This window comes from Rhizobium sp. P1_B8, assembly GCF_056406515.1.
On sequence record NZ_JBFTZZ010000004.1, the window covers coordinates 149,171 to 167,926 of the forward strand.

At 60.7% G+C, this 18,756-nt stretch carries 20 protein-coding genes and 2 tRNA genes; 14 read left to right on the forward strand and 8 right to left on the reverse strand.

Features of this window, described 5'->3' with window-relative positions; translation table 11 throughout:
* Positions 1-75: 75 nt before the first annotated feature.
* Positions 76-1,128, forward strand: a complete 1,053-nt coding sequence (locus AC1D2N_RS07580) for an enoyl-CoA hydratase/isomerase family protein (protein ID WP_477981038.1) — start codon at positions 76-78, stop codon at positions 1,126-1,128.
* Between the two features lie 11 nt (positions 1,129-1,139).
* Here the strand turns inward: AC1D2N_RS07580 and AC1D2N_RS07585 are convergent, their stop codons facing one another.
* Together AC1D2N_RS07585 and AC1D2N_RS07590 are read right to left on the reverse strand one after the other, a co-directional pair.
* Complete coding sequence (locus AC1D2N_RS07585) at positions 1,140-3,200, reverse strand: ATP-dependent helicase (RefSeq protein WP_130651698.1); 2,061 nt, start codon at positions 3,198-3,200, stop codon at positions 1,140-1,142.
* A gap of 107 nt (positions 3,201-3,307) precedes the next feature.
* Positions 3,308-3,574 carry a hypothetical protein gene (locus AC1D2N_RS07590; protein ID WP_130651699.1) on the reverse strand — a complete coding sequence of 89 codons (267 nt, stop codon included), beginning with the start codon at positions 3,572-3,574 and terminating at the stop codon, positions 3,308-3,310.
* A gap of 178 nt (positions 3,575-3,752) precedes the next feature.
* Here AC1D2N_RS07590 and AC1D2N_RS07595 point away from each other — a divergent pair, with 178 nt between their 5' ends.
* The gene (locus tag AC1D2N_RS07595; RefSeq protein ID WP_018244700.1) at positions 3,753-4,013 is read left to right on the forward strand and encodes a BON domain-containing protein; all 261 of its coding nucleotides are present in this window, start codon (positions 3,753-3,755) and stop codon (positions 4,011-4,013) included.
* A 105-nt stretch (positions 4,014-4,118) separates the two neighbouring features.
* A complete protein-coding gene (locus AC1D2N_RS07600; protein ID WP_018244701.1) occupies positions 4,119-4,379 on the forward strand; it encodes a hypothetical protein in 261 nt (86 codons plus the stop codon).
* 291 nt (positions 4,380-4,670) lie between these two features.
* Here the strand turns inward: AC1D2N_RS07600 and AC1D2N_RS07605 are convergent, their stop codons facing one another.
* Both AC1D2N_RS07605 and AC1D2N_RS07610 read right to left on the reverse strand, forming a co-directional pair.
* On the reverse strand, positions 4,671-4,913 hold the full coding sequence (locus AC1D2N_RS07605; protein ID WP_130651700.1) for a DUF982 domain-containing protein: 243 nt from the start codon (positions 4,911-4,913) through the stop codon (positions 4,671-4,673).
* A 257-nt stretch (positions 4,914-5,170) separates the two neighbouring features.
* Positions 5,171-5,245 (reverse strand) — tRNA-Thr (locus AC1D2N_RS07610).
* Positions 5,246-5,397: 152 nt separating this feature from the next.
* Between AC1D2N_RS07610 and AC1D2N_RS07615 the strand changes: the two genes are divergently transcribed.
* The 10 genes from AC1D2N_RS07615 to AC1D2N_RS07660 all read left to right on the forward strand — a co-directional run bounded on the left by AC1D2N_RS07615 (position 5,398) and on the right by AC1D2N_RS07660 (position 11,618).
* On the forward strand, positions 5,398-5,592 hold the full coding sequence (locus AC1D2N_RS07615) for a hypothetical protein (RefSeq protein WP_017966943.1): 195 nt from the start codon (positions 5,398-5,400) through the stop codon (positions 5,590-5,592).
* A 107-nt stretch (positions 5,593-5,699) separates the two neighbouring features.
* Positions 5,700-6,992 carry a UDP-N-acetylglucosamine 1-carboxyvinyltransferase gene (murA, locus tag AC1D2N_RS07620; RefSeq protein WP_018447597.1) on the forward strand — a complete coding sequence of 431 codons (1,293 nt, stop codon included), beginning with the start codon at positions 5,700-5,702 and terminating at the stop codon, positions 6,990-6,992.
* A gap of 157 nt (positions 6,993-7,149) precedes the next feature.
* On the forward strand, positions 7,150-7,581 hold the full coding sequence (locus AC1D2N_RS07625) for a DUF2948 family protein (RefSeq protein ID WP_018244705.1): 432 nt from the start codon (positions 7,150-7,152) through the stop codon (positions 7,579-7,581).
* A gap of 56 nt (positions 7,582-7,637) precedes the next feature.
* The gene (gene hisD / locus AC1D2N_RS07630; RefSeq protein WP_018447595.1) at positions 7,638-8,936 is read left to right on the forward strand and encodes a histidinol dehydrogenase; all 1,299 of its coding nucleotides are present in this window, start codon (positions 7,638-7,640) and stop codon (positions 8,934-8,936) included.
* 4 nt (positions 8,937-8,940) lie between these two features.
* The gene (locus AC1D2N_RS07635; protein ID WP_018244707.1) at positions 8,941-9,414 is read left to right on the forward strand and encodes a UPF0262 family protein; all 474 of its coding nucleotides are present in this window, start codon (positions 8,941-8,943) and stop codon (positions 9,412-9,414) included.
* The gene (locus AC1D2N_RS07640; protein WP_018244708.1) at positions 9,411-9,896 is read left to right on the forward strand and encodes an arsenate-mycothiol transferase ArsC; all 486 of its coding nucleotides are present in this window, start codon (positions 9,411-9,413) and stop codon (positions 9,894-9,896) included. The genes AC1D2N_RS07635 and AC1D2N_RS07640 overlap by 4 nt, the downstream gene beginning before the upstream one ends.
* Positions 9,897-10,019: 123 nt before the next feature.
* Entirely contained in the window at positions 10,020-10,238 is a 219-nt protein-coding gene (gene infA, locus AC1D2N_RS07645; protein ID WP_003545338.1) for a translation initiation factor IF-1, read from the forward strand.
* A 57-nt stretch (positions 10,239-10,295) separates the two neighbouring features.
* On the forward strand, positions 10,296-10,916 hold the full coding sequence (locus AC1D2N_RS07650; protein ID WP_012755992.1) for a Maf-like protein: 621 nt from the start codon (positions 10,296-10,298) through the stop codon (positions 10,914-10,916).
* 131 nt (positions 10,917-11,047) lie between these two features.
* Positions 11,048-11,260, forward strand: coding sequence for a DNA gyrase inhibitor YacG (gene yacG, locus AC1D2N_RS07655; RefSeq protein WP_018244709.1), 213 nt, complete (start codon positions 11,048-11,050; stop codon positions 11,258-11,260).
* Between the two features lie 282 nt (positions 11,261-11,542).
* Positions 11,543-11,618, forward strand: a tRNA-Phe gene (locus AC1D2N_RS07660).
* 979 nt (positions 11,619-12,597) lie between these two features.
* Here the strand turns inward: AC1D2N_RS07660 and AC1D2N_RS07665 are convergent.
* The 4 genes from AC1D2N_RS07665 to AC1D2N_RS07680 all read right to left on the reverse strand — a co-directional run bounded on the left by AC1D2N_RS07665 (position 12,598) and on the right by AC1D2N_RS07680 (position 16,717).
* Entirely contained in the window at positions 12,598-12,876 is a 279-nt protein-coding gene (locus AC1D2N_RS07665; RefSeq protein ID WP_018244711.1) for an IS3 family transposase, read from the reverse strand.
* A 7-nt stretch (positions 12,877-12,883) separates the two neighbouring features.
* A complete protein-coding gene (locus AC1D2N_RS07670) occupies positions 12,884-14,308 on the reverse strand; it encodes an HlyD family type I secretion periplasmic adaptor subunit (protein ID WP_130651701.1) in 1,425 nt (474 codons plus the stop codon).
* Between the two features lie 14 nt (positions 14,309-14,322).
* Positions 14,323-16,038: a type I secretion system permease/ATPase gene (locus AC1D2N_RS07675; RefSeq protein WP_028731523.1), complete on the reverse strand. Its 1,716-nt coding sequence runs from the start codon at positions 16,036-16,038 to the stop codon at positions 14,323-14,325.
* 103 nt (positions 16,039-16,141) lie between these two features.
* Positions 16,142-16,717, reverse strand: coding sequence for a PE-PGRS family protein (locus tag AC1D2N_RS07680; RefSeq protein ID WP_130651702.1), 576 nt, complete (start codon positions 16,715-16,717; stop codon positions 16,142-16,144).
* 602 nt (positions 16,718-17,319) lie between these two features.
* Here AC1D2N_RS07680 and AC1D2N_RS07685 point away from each other — a divergent pair.
* Complete coding sequence (locus tag AC1D2N_RS07685; RefSeq protein WP_130651703.1) at positions 17,320-18,408, forward strand: hypothetical protein; 1,089 nt, start codon at positions 17,320-17,322, stop codon at positions 18,406-18,408.
* Positions 18,409-18,756: the final 348 nt, after the last annotated feature.

Genomic DNA, 18,756 nt, shown 5'->3' on the forward strand with positions numbered 1-18,756 from the left:
TCTCGATCCGCCGCAAATCGACTGGAGCGAAGCTACATCGTCGTCTATTCATGGTTCAACAGGATGAGGTGAACCATGCAAGACGGCGAAGTCATCATTGAACGGCGGGAGACCGCGGGGGTGATCCGGCTCAACCGGCCGCGGGCGTTGAACAGCCTGACGCTGCCGATGATCCGGGCGATCACTGGGGCGCTTCACGCTTTTGCCGGGGATCCCGAGGTGGCGAGCGTCGTGGCGACGGGAGAGGGCGAACGCGGCTTCTGTGCCGGCGGCGATATCCGCGTCCTGCATGAGAGTGCTCGCGCCGGCGATGGCCTGGCTGCAAGCTTCTGGCGCGAGGAATTCCGCCTCAACCATATGATTGCCTCCTACCCCAAACCCTATGTCGCGCTGATGGACGGCATCACCATGGGCGGCGGCGTCGGCCTGTCTTCGCACGGCCGCCACCGCATCGTCACCGAGCGCACGCGCCTTGCCATGCCCGAAACCGGCATCGGCTATGTCCCGGATGTCGGCGCCACCTGGCTGCTGCCGCGCGCGCCGGGCGAAGCCGGAACATGGCTCGGCCTGACAGGGCTCGATATCGGCGCTGCCGACGCGATCCACGCTGGGCTTGCCGACCTCCAGATCGCGTCGCCTCGGCTGGGTGAGGTGATCGATGCTCTCTCGGGCCTGCCGCGCGGCAGTTCATCCAGCGACGTCGATGCCGTGCTGCAGGCGCTTTCGGAGCCTCAGGAAGAAAGCCGGCTGCGGCAGAACGCAGCAATGATCGATCGCGCATTCCGTTTCGACAACGTCGAGGAAATCCTGGCAGCCCTTGCCGGGGAGGAAGGCGAATTTGCCGCCGAGACGCGCCGGGTGATGCTGACGCGTTCACCGACCAGCCTCAAGCTCGCTTTGCGGCTGCTCAGGGCCGGCCGCCGCAGCGCCTCGCTTGCCGAATGTCTCGGCCGCGAACTCGGCGCCTGTCTGCAGATGCTTGATAATCCCGATTTTTTCGAGGGCATCCGCGCCGCCGTCATCGACAAGGATCGCAATCCGCAATGGTCGCCGGCGTCAGTCGAGGCCGTGGGGGCCGAAATGGTCGAGCATTTTCTGAAACCGGCCGAACCGCCGCTTTCACTCTGAACTGTATCCAGTTATCGCCACATGCCGCGCATGCGGGCGCCGACATCGATGCGCACCTGCCGCGCCTGCTGCTGGGCGACGGTCTGCGATTTCACCTGCGGCCAACTGCAGGCCTCGAAGAACTGCAGCAGGGTCGCAGGAATGAAGCGGCTGCGTGAGGCATAGACGTGCCGGTCGCCCTGCGAGTTCTGCCCATAGGTGAAGAAGCGTTGCGGCACGACAAGGTCGAGACCATCCCTGGCGCGCGTCATGGCGACATAGAGCAGGCGGCGTTCCTCTTCGATTTCGGCGGTGGTGCCGACGGCGAGATCGCTCGGTATGCATCCGTCGACGACGTTCAGCATGAAGACCTTCGTCCATTCCTGGCCCTTGGCGGAATGGATGGTCGACAGGATGAGATAGTCTTCGTCGAGAAGCGGCACGCCCGCCTGGTCGCTGGTCGCATCCGGTGGGTCGAGGGTGAGCTCGGTGAGGAAACGCTCGCGCGAGGCATAACCGCCGGCGATCTGCTCGAGCTGCAGCAGGTCGGCCTGCCGCGTCGCTGCTTCCTCGTGCAGCCGTTCCAGATGCGGCGCGTACCATTGCCGCGCCAGGCCGATTTCCGCCGGCCAGCCGGCCTTGCCGGCCTTCAGCTCCTGCAGCATCGAGACGAACATTGTCCAGTCCTCGCCGGAGCGCGGCGGCGCCGGCATGGCTGCGAGAGCAGAAATCGGGCTGGCATCCTCGGCCATCAGGTCGAGCGTCTTCTGCGCCGTCGACGGCCCGACGCCCGGCAGGATCTGCATCAGCCGGAAGCCCGCCACCCGGTCGCGCGGGTTCTGCGCGAAGCGAAGGGCGGCCAGCATGTCCTTCACATGCGCGCTGTCGAGAAACTTCAGCCCGCCGAATTTGACGAAGGGAATGTTGCGCCGGGTCAACTCGACCTCCAGCGGTCCGCTGTGGTGCGAGGCGCGGAAGAGCACGGCCTGCTGCTTGAGCGTGAGGCCTTCCTCGCGGTTGTCGAGCACCATGTCGGCGACGTAGCGCGCCTGCTCGGCCTCGTCGCGCACCGTGACGAGGCGCGGCCTCTCCGATGATTGCCGCTCGGTCCAGAGATTCTTGGTGAAGCGCTCCGAGGCGAGATCGATGACGGCGTTGGCGGCGGCGAGGATCGGCTGCGTCGAGCGGTAGTTGCGGTCGAGGGTGACGATATTGGCGGCCGGGCTGAAGGCGGCGGGAAAATCGAGGATATTGCGCACCGTCGCGGCGCGGAAGGAATAGATCGACTGCGCATCGTCACCGACGACGGTCAGTCCTTGGCCGCCGGGCTTCAGCGCCAGCAGGATCGAGGCCTGCAGCCGGTTGGTGTCCTGATATTCGTCAACGAGCACATGGTCGAAGCGGCTGCCGATATCCTCGGCAATGACAGCCTCGCCCACCATCTGTGCCCAGTAGAGCAGCAGATCGTCGTAGTCGAGCACGTTCTGGCTCTGCTTGGCCTCGACATAGCTGGCGAATAGTTCGCGGAGCTGTTTTTCCCACGCCGCGCACCAGGGAAAGACGTCGCGCAGCACGAGGTCGAGCGCGGTTTCCGAATTCACCGCCCTGGAATAGATGGCAAGACAGGTGCCCTTTGTCGGAAAGCGGCTTTCCGTCTTTGAGAAACCGAGGTCGTGCCGGATCAGGTTCATCAGATCGGCGCTGTCTTCGCGGTCGTGGATGGTGAAATCCGGGTCGAGGCCGATCTGCTGGGCATAATCGCGCAATAGCCGCGCGCCGATGCCATGGAAGGTGCCGGACCAGGAAAGCGCATCCGCCATGACGCCGGCATTCGCACCAAGCACATCGCGGCAGATGCGCTCGACGCGCCGCGCCATTTCGGCGGCTGCCCGGCGCGAAAAGGTCATCAGCAGGATGCGGCGGGGATCGGCGCCCTTGACGATCAGATGGGCGACCCGATGCGCCAAGGTATTCGTCTTGCCCGAGCCGGCGCCGGCAATGACCAGCAGCGGCCCGGCAATATGGCTGCCGTCGATGAGCGTGCCGTGCTCGACGGCCATGCGCTGCTGCGGATTGAGCTTTTCGAGATACATCCAGCCGTCCGGTCGGGCTCCCGCAGAATCACTGGGGAAAGATTAGATGTTCCTTGAATGTTCGCGATTGCCGTCCCTGTCAAGCGATCTGGCGCGCGAGCAACATCTCAATCGGGGAAATCCGGACCGACTACGCGTCGCACCAGCTTCAGGCTGCGGTCGGGCTGAAGGATATAGGTTTCCTCCACGCGCTGTCCCGTCCCGTTGTAGAACTGGTTGTAGACGGCGCTGCCGACCGGCGACTTGGTGAGCTTCGTTCGCGGCTGGCCGCCATAGGTAATGCTGCCGGGAATGGGGTCCAGCGCCGGCGTATCGGCCGAGGAGCAGCCGGCAAGCAATGCCCCGGCAAACAAGGCAGACAGAAGCGCTTTCATCGTCATCATCCCTCTTTCGACTGCAGCCAGATATGGAAGCCGCCGCACCTTTCGCCAAGGGTAGCCCATGCCACCGCGCAGGTATCGCTGTCGAGCAGGCTCTTCTTTTCCGGGGAACGCAACGAAATGCGTACCTGCGGCGTTAACACACATCAACCAACATCAGGAAACGTTCACGGTGCTCGGCTTTCCAGCATTCACGGGGCATGACGAGCCCGGCCGGCAGGGCCACAGCGATGCCGCGACGCGCGCCTCGGTGGAAAGCGCCCTTCATGCGGCCGCCGATTTCGAAGCCGGCGAAATCACCGTCAGCATATCGGGCTCCTATCTCATCCTGGAGGGTTTCGTGCGCCGGCGGGGCGATGTCGAGCGGGCGATCGAGATCGCCGAGGGCGTCGTCGGGCGAGGCTATGTGCGTGGTCGCCTGCTGCGACGCTGAAGTCTTGCCGCGCCGGTTTGCGCGCTCATGTCTTTGCGATGCATGAAGGGAACCAAAACACCCTCCCACGTGTTGAAAGGCCGGACCTAAACGCTGGAGACCCCCATGCAGTCGCTTCTTCGCATCTCTGCAATGACTTTGATAACAGGCGGTGTCTTTGCCGGCTCCGCCCATGCCTCGCTGGAAACCGGCACGAATTATTCCGCTTTGCCGAAGGACCAGATCGCCCTCAACGAATATACCGGGACCGTCGCCTGCACGCCGGCAGATCCTCAGTATTTGCCGTCCTTCATCCGCGCGGCGGATGGCACGATCATTGGTGTCGGTTATGTCGAAGTGGAGAATGAGGGCGGCGCGGACTGCTGAAACATCAGCTTTGCTCGGACGAGGCTCGCCTGCGTTTCCGCAGAGGTGACGAGCCTCTAACCATCATCATGATGGCTGGCCATCTTCTATGTAGACCCCTGTACCAGGCGCAACGCCTGTTGCACCAAAACCCGGCGCGAGTTCGATGCAGGGTTAAGTAAAATTAAATCATTGTCCCGTTCCGGCACGTTCCGTTTACGAACGACCTGAAGCGGCCTGGAAATCCTGACCGAAGTGCAGCGCATAACCCCGAAAATCGGAATCGATTTTCGGAAAGGATTATGCGCCAGTTCAATGAAGCTTCAGCTTCGCCTCTTCGGCTGCCGCCAGAAACTCGGCTCTCGCCTCTTCCACGCTCTTGCGCCCGTCGAGCGCTGCCCGGCAGGTGCTGCGGGCCTTGATATAACGAAGCCCGCGCACAATCGGCCAGAGATCCGCCAGGCACTTTAGCGCATCGAACGGACCATTGACCGTTCGCGCATCGGCATTTTCGAAACCAACCTTGACCGGGCTGTTCCATCTTTCAGTTGCCATCGACGCTCCTCCACGATTTTCGACAGAAATGAGCGCAACATCTCCCAGTTCCTCCGGGGAGACTCTGCGATAGCTAATACTCTAGCGCGATTTTCACCGTCGGCAAATGGGCGGATCGTCACTGATGCCGCCACGAATGGTTTCGCCTCGACCCATGACAGGAAAGCCTATGGACGCCAACTGATGAGAAACGCCAACTTATAAGGTGTTTTCGCCGGGAAGGGTGGAGTCGAGATTGACTGTCTTTTCAAGAAAACTGGTGCTGCCGAGTGGGATTGAACCACCGACCTCACCCTTACCAAGGGTGTGCTCTACCACTGAGCTACGGCAGCAGGACCAGCCCGCGCGAGCCGGGTGGCTCAATCGCGAGAACGGGGGGCTATTGCCACAGCTTGGCTGCCAGCGCAAGCTGCAAATTCCAACTTCGCGTCGATTGCGGCGAAGGGCCTTTTGGATCGGCGCGAATTCAGCTAATCCTGTTCCCATGAACGAAAAGACCGAAACCGGCCAGCAGAGCCGCAAAGAGGCGATCGAGGCACAGGCGAAACTGCGCCGCGAGCGCGCCGCCGAAAAGCTCAGGGAAAATCTGGGGCGACGCAAACAGCAGGTCCGCGCCCGCCGTTCGGGCCAGGCCGACGAAACAAATGGGCTGCCCGCCGCAAAAATGGACGAATCGTAATGTTCCGTCCGTCGCGAATTGAAGCGTCTCGAGAAATCCCCTAAACACCTCACTCCTTATTCCAAGGCAGAACTTTCAGGAAAGGCGGGCGCTGCCCGTAAGCGCACATGGATCGTATCAGAATCGTCGGCGGTAATGAGCTGAATGGCATCATTCCGATTTCCGGCGCCAAGAATGCCGCACTGCCGCTGATGATCGCCTCGCTTCTGACCAGCGATACGCTGACGCTCGAAAACGTGCCGCATCTGGCCGATGTCGAATTGCTGATGCGCATTCTCGGCAATCACGGCGTTGATGTCGCCGTCAACGGCCGTCGCGAGCGCCAGGAAGATTCCTATTCGCGCACGATCCATTTCACCTGCCGCACCATCGTCGATACCACAGCATCTTACGAACTGGTCTCGAAGATGCGCGCCTCCTTCTGGGTCATCGGCCCGCTGCTGGCGCGCGAAGGCCATTGCCGCGTGTCGCTGCCGGGCGGCTGTGCCATCGGCACGCGCCCCGTTGATCTCTTCATCGAGGGCCTGACGGCGCTCGGCGCGAGCATGGAGATCGATGCCGGTTATATCAACGCCAAGGCCCCGGCTGGCGGCCTGATCGGCGCGCGCTACACCTTCCCGAAGGTCTCCGTCGGCGCCACCCATGTGATGATGATGGCGGCGACGCTTGCCCGCGGCACGACGGTGATTGGCAATGCCGCCCGCGAGCCTGAGGTCGTCGATCTCGCCAACTGCCTGAACGCTATGGGTGCCAAGATCACAGGCGCCGGCACGGCGACGATCACCATTGAAGGCGTCACCTCGCTCTCCGGCGCCCGCCACCGCGTCCTGCCGGATCGCATCGAGACCGGCACCTATGCCATGGCCGTCGCCATGGCCGGCGGTGACGTCGTGCTTGAGAATACCGACGTGGCGCTGCTCGAAACCGCGGTGGAAACGCTGCGCCGCGCCGGTGCGGAAATCTCGTCGACCAACAATGGCATGCGCATCAAGCGCAATGGCGCCGGCATCAAGCCGGTCGATATCGTCACCGATCCTTTCCCGGGCTTCCCGACCGATCTGCAGGCGCAGTTCATGGCGCTGATGACCCGCTCTTCCGGCGTCTCGCATGTCACCGAGACCATCTTCGAAAACCGTTTCATGCATGTGCAGGAGCTTGCCCGCCTCGGCGCCAGGATCTCACTGTCCGGCCAGACGGCGAAGATCGAGGGTGTCGAGCGCCTGCGCGGCGCGCCTGTTATGGCGACCGATCTGCGCGCTTCCGTCTCGCTGGTCATCGCCGGCCTTGCCGCCGAGGGCGAAACCACGGTGTCCCGCGTCTATCACCTCGACCGCGGTTTCGAGCGGCTCGAGGAGAAGCTGACCCGCTGCGGCGCCATCGTCGAGCGCATCAGCGAGTGAGGAACGGGCGCTGGAGCATAACTCCTTAAATCGGCATCCGGATCTAAGGCGATCCTTATCTCGGTTGCGTAATTGGCCGCAGCGCCTTATTTCCCTTGTCTGACGCATCGCCATTCCGGCGGTGCCCGGCTTCGGCCGGCAATGGGATTGAGACTGAATGACCGACCTGAAGCTTGTTGCGCTCGATGACGAGGATCTTGCGATCATTTCCGCGCATATGCAGGACAGCGTCTTCAAGGTCGGCGACATCGACTGGTCGCCGCGCGACGCGCAGTTCGCGCTTGCCGTCAATCGTTTCGTCTGGGAAGGTGCCGAGCGCAAGCGCAGGGGTTTCGAGCGCCGCCGTGCTGCCCTGGTCTTCAAGCGCGCGCTTGCCGTCCGCTCGCTCGGCATCGACCGTCAGAAGCGGGACGAGGTGCTGTCGCTGCTGGCGTTGCGCTTCGAGAAGAAGGGCGAGGGGCCGGAGGGCACGATCGAGCTGTCGCTGTCGGGCACGGCCTCGATTGCGCTCGATGTCGAATGCATCGAGGTCCAGCTGGCCGATATCGGCGGCGCCTGGGAGGCGTCTTCCAAGCCTCGCCACCTCTAGGGCCTGACGCCTTGAGTTTGAACATCGCAGTTTCGAGTTGAGAAGGAATATCGGCCTTGGCAATCTGGCTGGATCAGGCATCGAAAGGTTTCGAGCAGCATTTTGCCGCCTTTCTGACGACGAAGCGTGAAGTCTCCGAGGATGTGAACATCGTTGTTCGCGCCATCATTGATGACGTGCGCGCCCGTGGCGATGTCGCGCTTGCCGAATATTCGCTGAAATTCGACGGCATCGATTTCGCCACCGTCCCGATGCGCGTCACATCAGAGGAAATCGACGCTGCAGTCGAGGCGGTGCCCTCGGAAGTGCTGGGCGCGTTGAAACTCGCCGCACTGCGCATCGAATCCCACCATCGCCGGCAGCTGCCGAAGGACGATATCTACGAGGATGACCTCGGCGTCGGTCTCGGCTCGCGCTGGACGGCGATCGAAGCGGTCGGGCTCTATGTTCCAGGCGGCACCGCGAGCTATCCGAGCTCGGTGCTGATGAACGCCGTGCCGGCCAAGGTCGCCGGTGTCGATCGCATCGTCATCGCCGTGCCTGCCACTGGCGGCGCCGTCAATCCGGCGGTGCTTGCGGCGGCCAAGCTTGTCGGTGTCACGGAGATTTACCGTGTCGGCGGCGCCCAGGCGATCGCGGCTCTTGCCTATGGCACCGAGACGATCGCCCCGGTCGCCAAGATCACCGGCCCCGGCAATGCCTATGTCGCTGCTGCCAAGCGCCATGTCTTCGGCACCGTCGGCATCGATATGATCGCTGGCCCCTCCGAAGTGCTTGTCATTGCAGACAAGGACAACAATCCGGATTGGATCGCCGCCGACCTCCTGGCGCAGGCCGAGCACGACGTCAGTTCCCAGGCGATCCTGATCACCGACGATGCCGCATTCGGCAAGGCGGTGGAGCAGGCGGTCGAACGCCAGCTGAAGACGTTGAACCGGGCTGAGACGGCGGCAGCAAGCTGGCGCGATTTCGGCGCGATCATCCTGGTTGCCGATCTGAAACAGGCCATACCCTTGGCAAACCGCATCGCTGCCGAGCATCTGGAGCTCGCCGTCGGCGATCCGGACCGGCTGCTCGACGGCATCCGCAATGCCGGCGCGATCTTCATCGGCGCCCATACGCCTGAAGTCATCGGCGATTATGTTGGCGGTTCGAACCATGTGCTGCCGACGGCGCGTTCGGCGCGTTTCTCGTCTGGTCTTTCGGTGCTTGATTTCGTCAAGCGCACCTCGATCCTGCGCCTCGGCCCGCAGCAGCTGCGCACCCTCGGCCCGGCGGCGATCGCCCTTGCCGTTTCCGAAGGCCTCGATGCCCATGCGCGATCGGTCGCGATCCGCCTCAACCTCGAAAGGTGAGGGCATGGCGAAGGGCGAATTCCGGCTTTGCGACGTCGTCCTTGACGATACGATCGGCCGTTCGACGCCCGATGTCGAGCATGAACGCGCCGTCGCCATCTTCGATCTGATCGAGGAGAATAGTTTCGAGCCTCTCGGCCATGTCGGCGGACCTTACCGGCTGAACATCTCGCTGGTCGATTCGAAGCTGGTTTTTGCCATCACCACCGACGAGGGTGGCGGTGTCGCCACCCATATCCTGTCGCTCACGCCCTTCCGGCGGATCGTCAAGGATTACTTCATGATCTGCGAGAGCTATTACGAAGCGATCCGTTCGTCGACGCCAAGCCGCATCGAGGCGATCGACATGGGCCGGCGCGGCATCCACAATGAAGGCTCGCAGACGCTGAAGGATAGGCTGGCCGGCAAGATAGAGGTCGATTTCGACACCGCCCGGCGCCTCTTCACGCTGGTCTGCGTGCTCTACTGGCGCGGATGACGGCAATGGAGCGGCCCGTCGACGTCGAGGAGGGAAAGAGGCCGGGCGCCATCCTCTTCATGTGCGGGATGAATGCCATCCGCTCGCCGATAGCCGAAGCGATCGCCCGTAGCATTCTGCCGGCCAATACCTATATCAGGTCCGCCGGCGTTCGCGCCGGCGAGCGCGATCCCTTCGTGGATGTCGTGCTCGACGAGATCGGTCTTTCCCTCGGGCGCCGCCAGCCGCAGACGCTGGAAGAGCTCGAGGATGATTACTTCGATCTGATCATCACGCTGTCGCCGCAGGCCCATCATGCGGCACTTGAGCTGACCCGGTCGAATGCGGTCGATGTCGTCTACTGGCCGACGATGGATCCGACGGTTGCAATCGGAACGCGCGAGCAGATTCTGGAGAGCTACCGCGAGGTCCGCGATCATCTGGCCGGCCTCATCGAAAGCCGGCTACTCAAACGAAATGGCATTGCTGCGCAATCGGCATGAAAACAAATAAAGGAAAGGCCGTTCAACAAGGTTCACAAACCTGCGTTGATTGTGTAGTTTCCGCCCAAATTTTAAAGGCGCGCGCTGCGCTGCCTATTCAACCCACAGGAAGAAAACACTTATATGCCTAAAGAAGAAGTCCTCGAATTCCCGGGAATCGTCACCGAACTTCTGCCGAATGCGACGTTCCGCGTGAAGCTCGAAAACGAACACGAGATCATCGCCCACACCGCAGGCCGCATGCGCAAGAACCGCATCCGCGTTCTCGCCGGCGACAAGGTGCTTGTGGAAATGACGCCCTACGATCTGACCAAGGGCCGGATTACCTACCGTTTCAAGTAAGCTTGCCCGAAGGTCCTGCAAGGGTTTTTGCTCCCGTCTGCCGATGGTCGAGGTTCCATGGCGCTGAAATACAAGCTCATTCTGGCCTCAGGCTCGCCCCGGCGCGTCGACCTGCTCAACCAGGCCGGTATCGAGCCCTCGCGCCTGATGCCGATGGATATCGACGAGGCGCCGAAGAAGTCGGAGCATCCGCGTTCGCTCGCCCGCAGGCTTTCGGCTGAGAAGGCGGAAGCTGCCCTTGCCGCCATCAAGGGCGATATCACCTGGAAGGGCAGCTATATCCTGTCTGCCGATACGGTGGTCGCCGTTGGCCGGCGCATTCTCGGCAAGGCTGAGTTCGCCGACGAGGCGTTGAGTTCGCTGCATCTCCTCTCGGGACGCAACCATATGGTCTACACCGGCGTTTGCCTGGTGACGCCGGATCGCAAGATCCGTCAGAAGATCGTCGAGACCAAGGTACGCTTCAAGCGTCTCTCCGGCTTCGAGATCGAGAACTACCTGGCCTCCGGCCAGTGGCGCGGCAAGGCAGGCGCCTACGGCATCCAGGGCCTCGCCGGCACCTTCGTGCAGAAGATGGTGGGCTCCTACACCAATGTCGTCGGCCTACCGCTTTATGAAACCATTCTGCTTTTGACCGGCGAAGGCTTCGATGTGCATAGCCGGTGGCCCGAGGGCTGAGCCCGACGGCCGATGCTTAAAGCGCGTCACGATCCTTCAGATCCCTCGCGCTTTAAGGCTTTGTTTTTACGCATGTCGTTATCGCAAAACCGCTGCACACTTTTACGCGACATGCTTTAGGACGGACAGATATGCCTGAAGAGAAGAAAGCGGCCGCCAAGGTCGAACCGCTGCGCAAGACGCGCCCTTGCCCCGAATGCGGCAAACCTTCCCACCGCGAACATTACCCCTTCTGCTGCAACCGCTGCCGCGAGGCCGATCTCTCCCGCTGGCTGACCGGCGCCTACGCCATTCCGGTTGCCGACGACGAGACCAAGGCCGATTATCCCGATGAGGAAAGCTAGGTCATGGCGCACCAACGGTGCGCGGCGATTTGGGATAAAGACATGCATCGATCAAAGATCTAAAGCGGGTCATATGAGTCCGCTTTGACGCGACGCTCTTCAGAGAATTCCGCCCGCGAAGCTCTTATTTTTCCTCATGAATCGGCAAAGCCGGCAAGACTGTCAAAAAAGAGTCATTTGACGCTTGCCATGGGCGAACAAGATGCTATAACCCCGCTCGCTTCCGGGGTGAACCAAGGCCCCGCGGTTCTTTTCTTGAAAAGAACCATCGGAAGCAGGTTAGCCCAGGTAGCTCAGTTGGTAGAGCAGCGGATTGAAAATCCGCGTGTCACTGGTTCGATTCCGGTCCTGGGCACCACTCATAAATCACTGCTTTTGCGCATGTTTTAGTTCCTTATGTTAATGCGGTCCGGCCGCGTCTAGACACTATTTTTTGTCTTCTAGACGCTTTTCGTTTTCGTCTGTTCACCTCGGCATCGAGATCGCTGACCGTCTCGCCATCTTCTTGGATGTGTCAGCCAGACGCGAATAGTGCTTGGCCATGGCCTCGGTCTTCTGCCCGAGCATCTCAGCGATCGTTGCGTAGTCCTTGCCCATCTCGCGCAGAATGGTTGCGACGGGTGTGTCTGAGGCCTCAGCCAGAACCAGGTTGACGGTGCGCCCTCGTCATCGCCAAGCCGTGGCCGGATGCCACGAAGCGATAGATAGCCGTTGATACCACGCGCTCCCCTCGCAACTTTCCGTCCTTGCGGCGGCCGGTACGCTGGCGGAGGGCTGTGGAGATTGAGTGTGCCCTCCCGGCCCAATGTTGCATCCTTCTTTTAAACTCCGCCCAGGTCGGCGCCGGCCGGGTAGGGTCATCGAATGGAACCAACCCCGGTCATTGCCGTTATAAGCTAGGGAGTCCCACCATGAGCAACGCCCGTCAGGCGCGAACGAGATGGTGGTGGTCCCCGAGGAGAACGCACATGGATCTCACAACCCTTCTCATAATCGTTGTGATACTTCTTTTGCTAGGCGGCGGCGGCTGGTACGGCCGAGGACGCTGGTATTAAACGACGGCCTACGTGGCACGCATCACTGGGTTGACGAGCGCTCCGGCTAACTGAGCGCGGCGGGATGGCGATGTCGTTCCAGTCAGTTTTTGCGTTCCATCGATTCCATTCTCGTCCGCTATGCGCAGTCCAAGCCGGTAGGTTTGCTTCGGTGCGCCGACGATTTATGCTGTCGATGCAAACTTCTAGCATCACCTGACCGTAGACGACGGCAAGAGGTAGACCCCAGTCGCGTTGATATAGGGCCTGAAGGCGGCCAACACAAACCCCTCTGTTTAGAGGTTAGTGTCGCCCTTTCGATGTCTTCGCCAGCATCTCGCTCAGTGTTGCCGCCGAGAGCATGGATTCGGCCAAAAGCTTCTTGAGCTTCTGGTTCTCTTCCTCCAGTGCTCTCAATCTTTTGGCATGGAGACCGACATTTCCGGACTGCAAGGATTGCCACCGATAAAAGGTCGGCTCGCTGATGCCGTACCTGTGGCAAACATCTGCCACCGTCACCCCGGCTTGGTGCTCCTTCAGAATACCGGTAATCTGGTTGTCGTCGAATTTTCTCTTGCCCATCACCGCCTCAGTCCTCGCGAAATGCTCTGTTGAAACTGTCGAGGAGTGGTCTGATGGCATAGAGCGCCACGCTGCTTTCGCCCGTTTCGATTAGTGTCTGTGCGGGCATGCCCGCGACCAGTTCGACATCTCTCATTTTCGCCAGCCGCTCGTCCGTTACACGGATCGTCGCGGCAAAGTAGGGCTGGCCGTTCTGCGTATCGATGAGACGGTCCGCTGAAACATACTCGACCCGGCCTTTCAGGAGTGGAACGCGCCGCTGATTGTATGGAAGGAGGTGAACCTGTGCCTCGAGCCCCGCATGGACGAGATTGATGTCTTCCGGCCTGACATGGGCAGACACGACAAGGCGATCGGCGCCTGGCAGAAGATCGACCAGCGGTTCACCCGCGCCGATCACCCCACCAGCGGTGTGGACGCGCAGGTTCATGATCGTTCCATCTTCGGGAGCGCGGATATAGGTCCTTGAAAGCTGGTCGTCGATCGCCCGCAAGCGCTCGCGCAGTTGCATGATCCGGCTTTCCGTCTCGCGCATGCCTTGTGCGACTTCGCTCAACCGGTCGCTCTCAAGCTTTGCGAGATCGGCCTGTGACCCGCTGATCACCTGGTAGGCGCGGGAGATCTGCGCCTCCACTTCACCCTGCTGGCCATCAAGGTCTGCCCTTTCCCGCTGGAGGTTGAGAAGCCTGTTTTTTGTTTCCAGTCCTTTGGCGTTAAGGGTCGTAACCTGATCCAGTTCCTGCCGAGAGATCGCGGCTCTGTCGGCCAGCGCCGCCTTCTGCGCGCCAAGTCCGACAATTTCCTGCCGCACCTGCGCGATTTTTTCATTGGCGATCTGAATTTCCGCCTGCATGACCCGGCGACGGGCTTCGAAAATTTTCTGTTGCCCAATCAGAATCGCGCCGACCAAGGGATATTTGGCCATTGCTGCCCTGAGATTCCCAGGATAGGCGACATGGTCGCCGCCCGTCTGCTCCGCAAGCAGGCGAGCGCGGCTTCCTTCGGCCTCCCAAAGTTGCCCTTGAATGCTGTCGCGCTCCGAGCGAGACTTCGTATCGTCGATCTCGATTACGATTTGCCCGGCCATGACAGCATCGCCGTTTTTGACGAGGATCCGTCGCACGATCCCGCCTTCCAGATGCTGAATGGTCTTGCGGCTGGATTCCGGTTCGATGACGCCCGATGCGACCGCAGCGCTTTTCAGCGGCGCCAGAACCGACCAGATCCCCAATCCGACGATGAAGACCAGGATCAACAGGTTGCCCGTCCAGACAACGCCTCTGAGCCCCGGCATGGGCGAGGAGGGCGCGGGTCCGCGTTGTTTCGCCTCGATCACCGGCAAATAGGCCGTCTGTTGCTTGGCCAGCCGCCGACCCGTCCTTGGCGAATTTGAAAATTTCGCCGGCGTTGCGTCCAGTTGAACAAGGGTCATGGCGGCGTTTCTCCCTACGTTCCTGTTCGAGACGGTGGTTGAAGATAAGTTTCATAAATTCGCTCACTGTCGCCGACGGCAGCCACAGTCCCGTTACGCATGATGGCAATCTTGTTGGTGACTGGCAGGATCCCCATCCGGTGAGTTATGATCACGACGGTCATCCCCCTGGATTTCATGCGCTCGATTGCCGCAAACAGCATCCGTTCGCCGTCATAATCCAGGCTCGAATTCGGATCGTCGAGAACGATCAGAGACGGATTTCCATAGGCCGCCCGTGCCAGTCCCAGCTGTTGGCGCTGCGCTCGAAGGAGCAGGTTTCCACCTTCACCGATATCGGTCTCGTAGCCCTGGGGCAGCCGCATGATCGCGTCGTGCAACCCAACCAGCTTCGCGGCATCGATCGCTTTGCCGGGATCTCCTCCGTCCAGCCGGCCGATCACATCCTTGATCGCTCCTCCGAAAAGTTCGATGTCTTGCGGCAGATATCCGACGTGGCGAGTCCCCCCGCAAAGGCGCAGAGCCGAGATATCTACCCCGCCGAGAAGAGCACATCCGCTCGTAGCTTGCACAACGCCTGCTATGACGCGACCCAGTGTCGATTTCCCTGATCCCGACGGACCGATGAGCGCTATGCAATCGCCGGGCGCGAGGCGCAATGTGATGCCTGTCAATATCGGCCGATCGGCGAATGGCTTGATATAGCTGACGTTATCGAGAACGAGGCCGTTGGGTTCCGGTATCGGCACCATTCGGCCGTCGCGTTCCGATGCAACTGCTATCAGCATTCTGTTCAAGCGACGGAACGCATTGCGCGCAAACGTAAAGGAGCGCCATGCACCTATTGCCCCCTCGATTGGTGCAAGCCCGCGCCCGAGCAGCAGGCTCGCAACGAAGATGATCCCGGGACTGCCGCTGTTTATGAGCACCAGCCATGTCGCCGATCCCATCATGAGGATCTGCGCGAGCGTGCGGATCGATTTGGAGAAACCAATAATGATCTCCGTGCGATGCATCGCGATGTCCTGCGCCCTTCTGGCCATTTCTGCATCGCGATAGACGATCTGCGCTGCGCCATCCTGCATGCCCATGGCCCTGATGACCTCGATGTTTTTGAGGGCGGTCGCAAATCTGAGATAGCTCATCGAAAGGGCAAGATTGGCGTGGGCAAGCGGCTCTCGCGTCGCCAGTTCCGTCAGGAACGCAAACAGCAGAAGTGCAACGGCGCTCAGAAGACCGATGGTCCCAAGCAGCGGATGAACGAGAAAGAGCAGGAGCAGGAAGACCGGCGCCCAGGGAACGTCAAAAAAAAGCGAGCTGGCCGGTGAATCGAGAAACTGGCGTAATGCGGCCAGGTCCCTGTAGCACTCCGTGGCGGCTCCCGTATCGGCGCGAGTGGCATATTCGAATGATGCGGTCAGCACCAGGGGCCGCAGCCTGTGGTCCAGCCAGCTGCCGATGCGCGAAAGAGCTGCCCTGCGCACGATATCCAGCGTGGACCCGACCAGCACGGCGATGGCGATGATCATCGTCAGCATCAGGAGCGTGTCGGCGCTTCTGCTCGACAGGACCCTGTCATAGATCTGCAGAAGATAGATGGACGGCGCCAGAAGAAAGAGATTGTAGCCGCAGCTATAGAGGAAGACCAACCCGAAGGCTCCGGCACAGGCTCGGAGCGCGACAACGAGCTGTGTCTGCGGGCGCAATGGCTTTATGGAAATCGTTGTCATTATCAGCTCTCGCTGGATTTGATACTGACGAGAAAAGACTGCGTGCTGGTTCAGCAATTCAGGAGGGTCGCCAGCCGAAACCGGCGACCCTCGGAGTTTGAGTTCATGAGCCGAGATGGTCGACGTCGATATGGCCGAAGGCGTTTATGAAGTGATCGAGAGAATTGTTCACCGTCGTCGTTTCGGGATCCGAGTGAACCAATGCTGACGAGATGTCGCCGCCGAGAGCGTTGTTCCCATTACCGCCGTTGCCGCCGACGCCGGCGAGGATGGTGGCATGCTGATCGGCCACGAGCTGCGTATATTGTGTCGCGGTCGTAGCCGCATGCACGGAGGCCGTGTCGCCGCCGCTCGAGTTTCCTTGGCTGCCGTTGGAGTGGGAATCTCCCCCCGCGCCGCCGTCGCCGCTGTTCGTGACCTTCGCCAGGAAGCCGTTCTTGGCCTGAGCAAAGCCACCGTCTCCGCCACTGCCGGCGTCCCAATCTGCCTTCTGCCAAACGTGATCGCCATTGTGCAGATGGGTATCTGCCCCGTAGACCGTTTGCACGGGGTCTACATATGCAACCGGGTTGTAGTTGATGTTCCCATCGTTGTGGCCATCACCGCCGTTGCCGGCATTCGCGTCACCGGCATCCGGGTTATGGAGTTGAATCGTGTCAGATATCTGTGGAATAGGCATTGATGTCACTCCTTCTACTTCGTTTCGTCAGCGTTACTTTTACGGCGTGGGTATCCAGCATGTCACCGCCAGCCAATACAACCGCAATCGAATAATGCATGCGATTTAATCTGTGAACTATCTAGATATTCGGTGGTGCTCATTCGGATATATACTTGCAGGCGGCGGAACGTTATTTATGATTAGTACGAAGTGATTTGCGGCCGGATGGCATGGTCATGATCATGTCTGCGACCTCGTCGAAGCGACGCCGTTTTTCGGAGCAACGGCCACCCAAGCGAACCGGCTGCATTCCGGGGTTCTGATCAGGCTGCGCTTGGCGCAGGAGACCCCGCTTGGAGGTGAAACGCTTTCATGATCCGCCGCGAGAACGAGTGTGCAAGATGTTGGGCCTCTAACCCAAACGGGGATTGAGTGCTTGCAAACTCGCGCAACGGGCGCCGCGGCCATGACAGCCAAATGGCTACAGTACTAGCCGATGAGATGTAGACGAATTGCAGGCTCTGCTTTTCCGGCGTTCAGATGCACAATGCCTGAACAATTCAGGCTGCAGAGCGCCGCACGCTCGGTGGCCGTGCGGTTGACCGCGAATGGAGACGGTAATGGCGGAAACTCGTTCCTCATCGGAAGACTTGCCCAAGGCGGGCACCGATCAACACCTCGTCTCCAACGTGGCCGCGGGGCACCTGGCGCTGATGCCGACCTGGCTTCCATTGGATGTCGCTTCCGGTCCAAGCTATAATTCCGCCGGCAGCGGTGGCGATGGAATAAGCGAAGGCGTGATCAGCAGCAATTCATTGGCCGTCTTCATGCCGTCCAATGCCGCTATTGCAGGACCTCATTCGGGTGCCGACGCTTTCCAAGGCAACGATGCGCTCATCAATCAGCATCCCACCGAAATGGCTGGGATAGGCGGGAATGGTGGAAGCAGCAATGTTGCCATCGGCAGCGGCGATGGCGTCAATCATGCCGGCACCGGCGGCAACGGGCTCTTCTACGGTGGACTGGTCAGCACCGAAGTCGCGCTGTTTGCCCCCGTCAATACCGCCGTGGCTGCAGGCCCTGGCGCGGAGGCTCACGCCGACCAATCGAACAACGCCCTGTTCCTGCAGGGCGCAACCCAGATCGGCGGCATGGGCGGCTCGGGCGGAGACCATAACGTCGCGGGCCATGGCCCGTCGATGAGCCCGGGAACTGCGCTCACATTGACCGGCGACTTTTATGCGGGTCATGGCGGCGATGGATATTTCGTCGGCACTATGGTCGACGTGAGTATCGCCATCTTCTCACCGATCAACATCGCCGTCGGCGCCGCGGGCGGCTCGGCGGAGGCCCATCAGACAAACAATGTCATTTTCGATCAGGGTGCTGTGCAGATCGCAGGCATCGGCGGCAATGGCGGTGGCTTTAACCTGTCGTCAGATACGATTTTTACCGGCAATCACGCGGGTGGCGGCGGTGGGGACGGATCGTCAACCGGCAGCATGGTCGATGTCAATTTCGGCTATTTCCATCCCATCAACATTGCCGTTCCCGCCGGCGGGACGGCGGACGCCCAGCAGATCGATCATGTTCTCTATGACCAGCATGCGCTGCAGTTGGCCGGCATCGCCGGCCACGGCGGAGAGGGCAACCTCACGGACGCCCATTCGGCTCTCGTAAACGACATTCTGGACTTCATGCACAGCTAGCAGATGGGCTCCACCTCGCGGAGGCTCAACTGCACGAAACCGTTCTTCATGCGATCTTTCAAGCCATATTGTTTCCGCCGCCCGGCATTCGCCTCCTTGGCCGCCATGGCACTGAACGGCGGGCTCACTGAGATGCTGAACCTTCCACCATGACCTCATCAGCATTGCCGCCGATTTCGGCCGCCAGAGGCCGTGGCCTCTGTCCGGTATCTGGCGGTGCCGGCGCAGTGCTGCCTGAGCGAAACAACTGGTATTAACGCGTCATTAGAGCGCCGTTTTACTAATCATAACGGGTAATCAGCGATCTCAGGCTTTTGTTTCTTTTCGCGTTTGTCATTTTGCTGCCGG

Excerpts from the sequence above, each read along its gene's own strand:
- AC1D2N_RS07670 (WP_130651701.1), bottom strand. The coding sequence starts at position 14,308 with ATGACCCTTGTTCAACTGGACGCAACGCCGGCGAAATTTTCAAATTCG.
- AC1D2N_RS07600 (WP_018244701.1), top strand. The coding sequence starts at position 4,119 with ATGCAGTCGCTTCTTCGCATCTCTGCAATGACTTTGATAACAGGCGGT.
- yacG (WP_018244709.1), top strand. The coding sequence starts at position 11,048 with ATGCCTGAAGAGAAGAAAGCGGCCGCCAAGGTCGAACCGCTGCGCAAG.
- AC1D2N_RS07615 (WP_017966943.1), top strand. The coding sequence starts at position 5,398 with ATGAACGAAAAGACCGAAACCGGCCAGCAGAGCCGCAAAGAGGCGATC.
- AC1D2N_RS07625 (WP_018244705.1), top strand. The coding sequence starts at position 7,150 with ATGACCGACCTGAAGCTTGTTGCGCTCGATGACGAGGATCTTGCGATC.
- AC1D2N_RS07590 (WP_130651699.1), bottom strand. The coding sequence starts at position 3,574 with ATGAAAGCGCTTCTGTCTGCCTTGTTTGCCGGGGCATTGCTTGCCGGC.
- AC1D2N_RS07640 (WP_018244708.1), top strand. The coding sequence starts at position 9,411 with ATGACGGCAATGGAGCGGCCCGTCGACGTCGAGGAGGGAAAGAGGCCG.
- AC1D2N_RS07580 (WP_477981038.1), top strand. The coding sequence starts at position 76 with ATGCAAGACGGCGAAGTCATCATTGAACGGCGGGAGACCGCGGGGGTG.
- AC1D2N_RS07665 (WP_018244711.1), bottom strand. The coding sequence starts at position 12,876 with ATGGGCAAGAGAAAATTCGACGACAACCAGATTACCGGTATTCTGAAG.
- AC1D2N_RS07680 (WP_130651702.1), bottom strand. The coding sequence starts at position 16,717 with ATGCCTATTCCACAGATATCTGACACGATTCAACTCCATAACCCGGAT.
- murA (WP_018447597.1), top strand. The coding sequence starts at position 5,700 with ATGGATCGTATCAGAATCGTCGGCGGTAATGAGCTGAATGGCATCATT.
- AC1D2N_RS07650 (WP_012755992.1), top strand. The coding sequence starts at position 10,296 with ATGGCGCTGAAATACAAGCTCATTCTGGCCTCAGGCTCGCCCCGGCGC.
- infA (WP_003545338.1), top strand. The coding sequence starts at position 10,020 with ATGCCTAAAGAAGAAGTCCTCGAATTCCCGGGAATCGTCACCGAACTT.
- AC1D2N_RS07585 (WP_130651698.1), bottom strand. The coding sequence starts at position 3,200 with ATGTATCTCGAAAAGCTCAATCCGCAGCAGCGCATGGCCGTCGAGCAC.
- AC1D2N_RS07675 (WP_028731523.1), bottom strand. The coding sequence starts at position 16,038 with ATGACAACGATTTCCATAAAGCCATTGCGCCCGCAGACACAGCTCGTT.
- AC1D2N_RS07605 (WP_130651700.1), bottom strand. The coding sequence starts at position 4,913 with ATGGCAACTGAAAGATGGAACAGCCCGGTCAAGGTTGGTTTCGAAAAT.
- AC1D2N_RS07635 (WP_018244707.1), top strand. The coding sequence starts at position 8,941 with ATGGCGAAGGGCGAATTCCGGCTTTGCGACGTCGTCCTTGACGATACG.
- AC1D2N_RS07685 (WP_130651703.1), top strand. The coding sequence starts at position 17,320 with ATGGCGGAAACTCGTTCCTCATCGGAAGACTTGCCCAAGGCGGGCACC.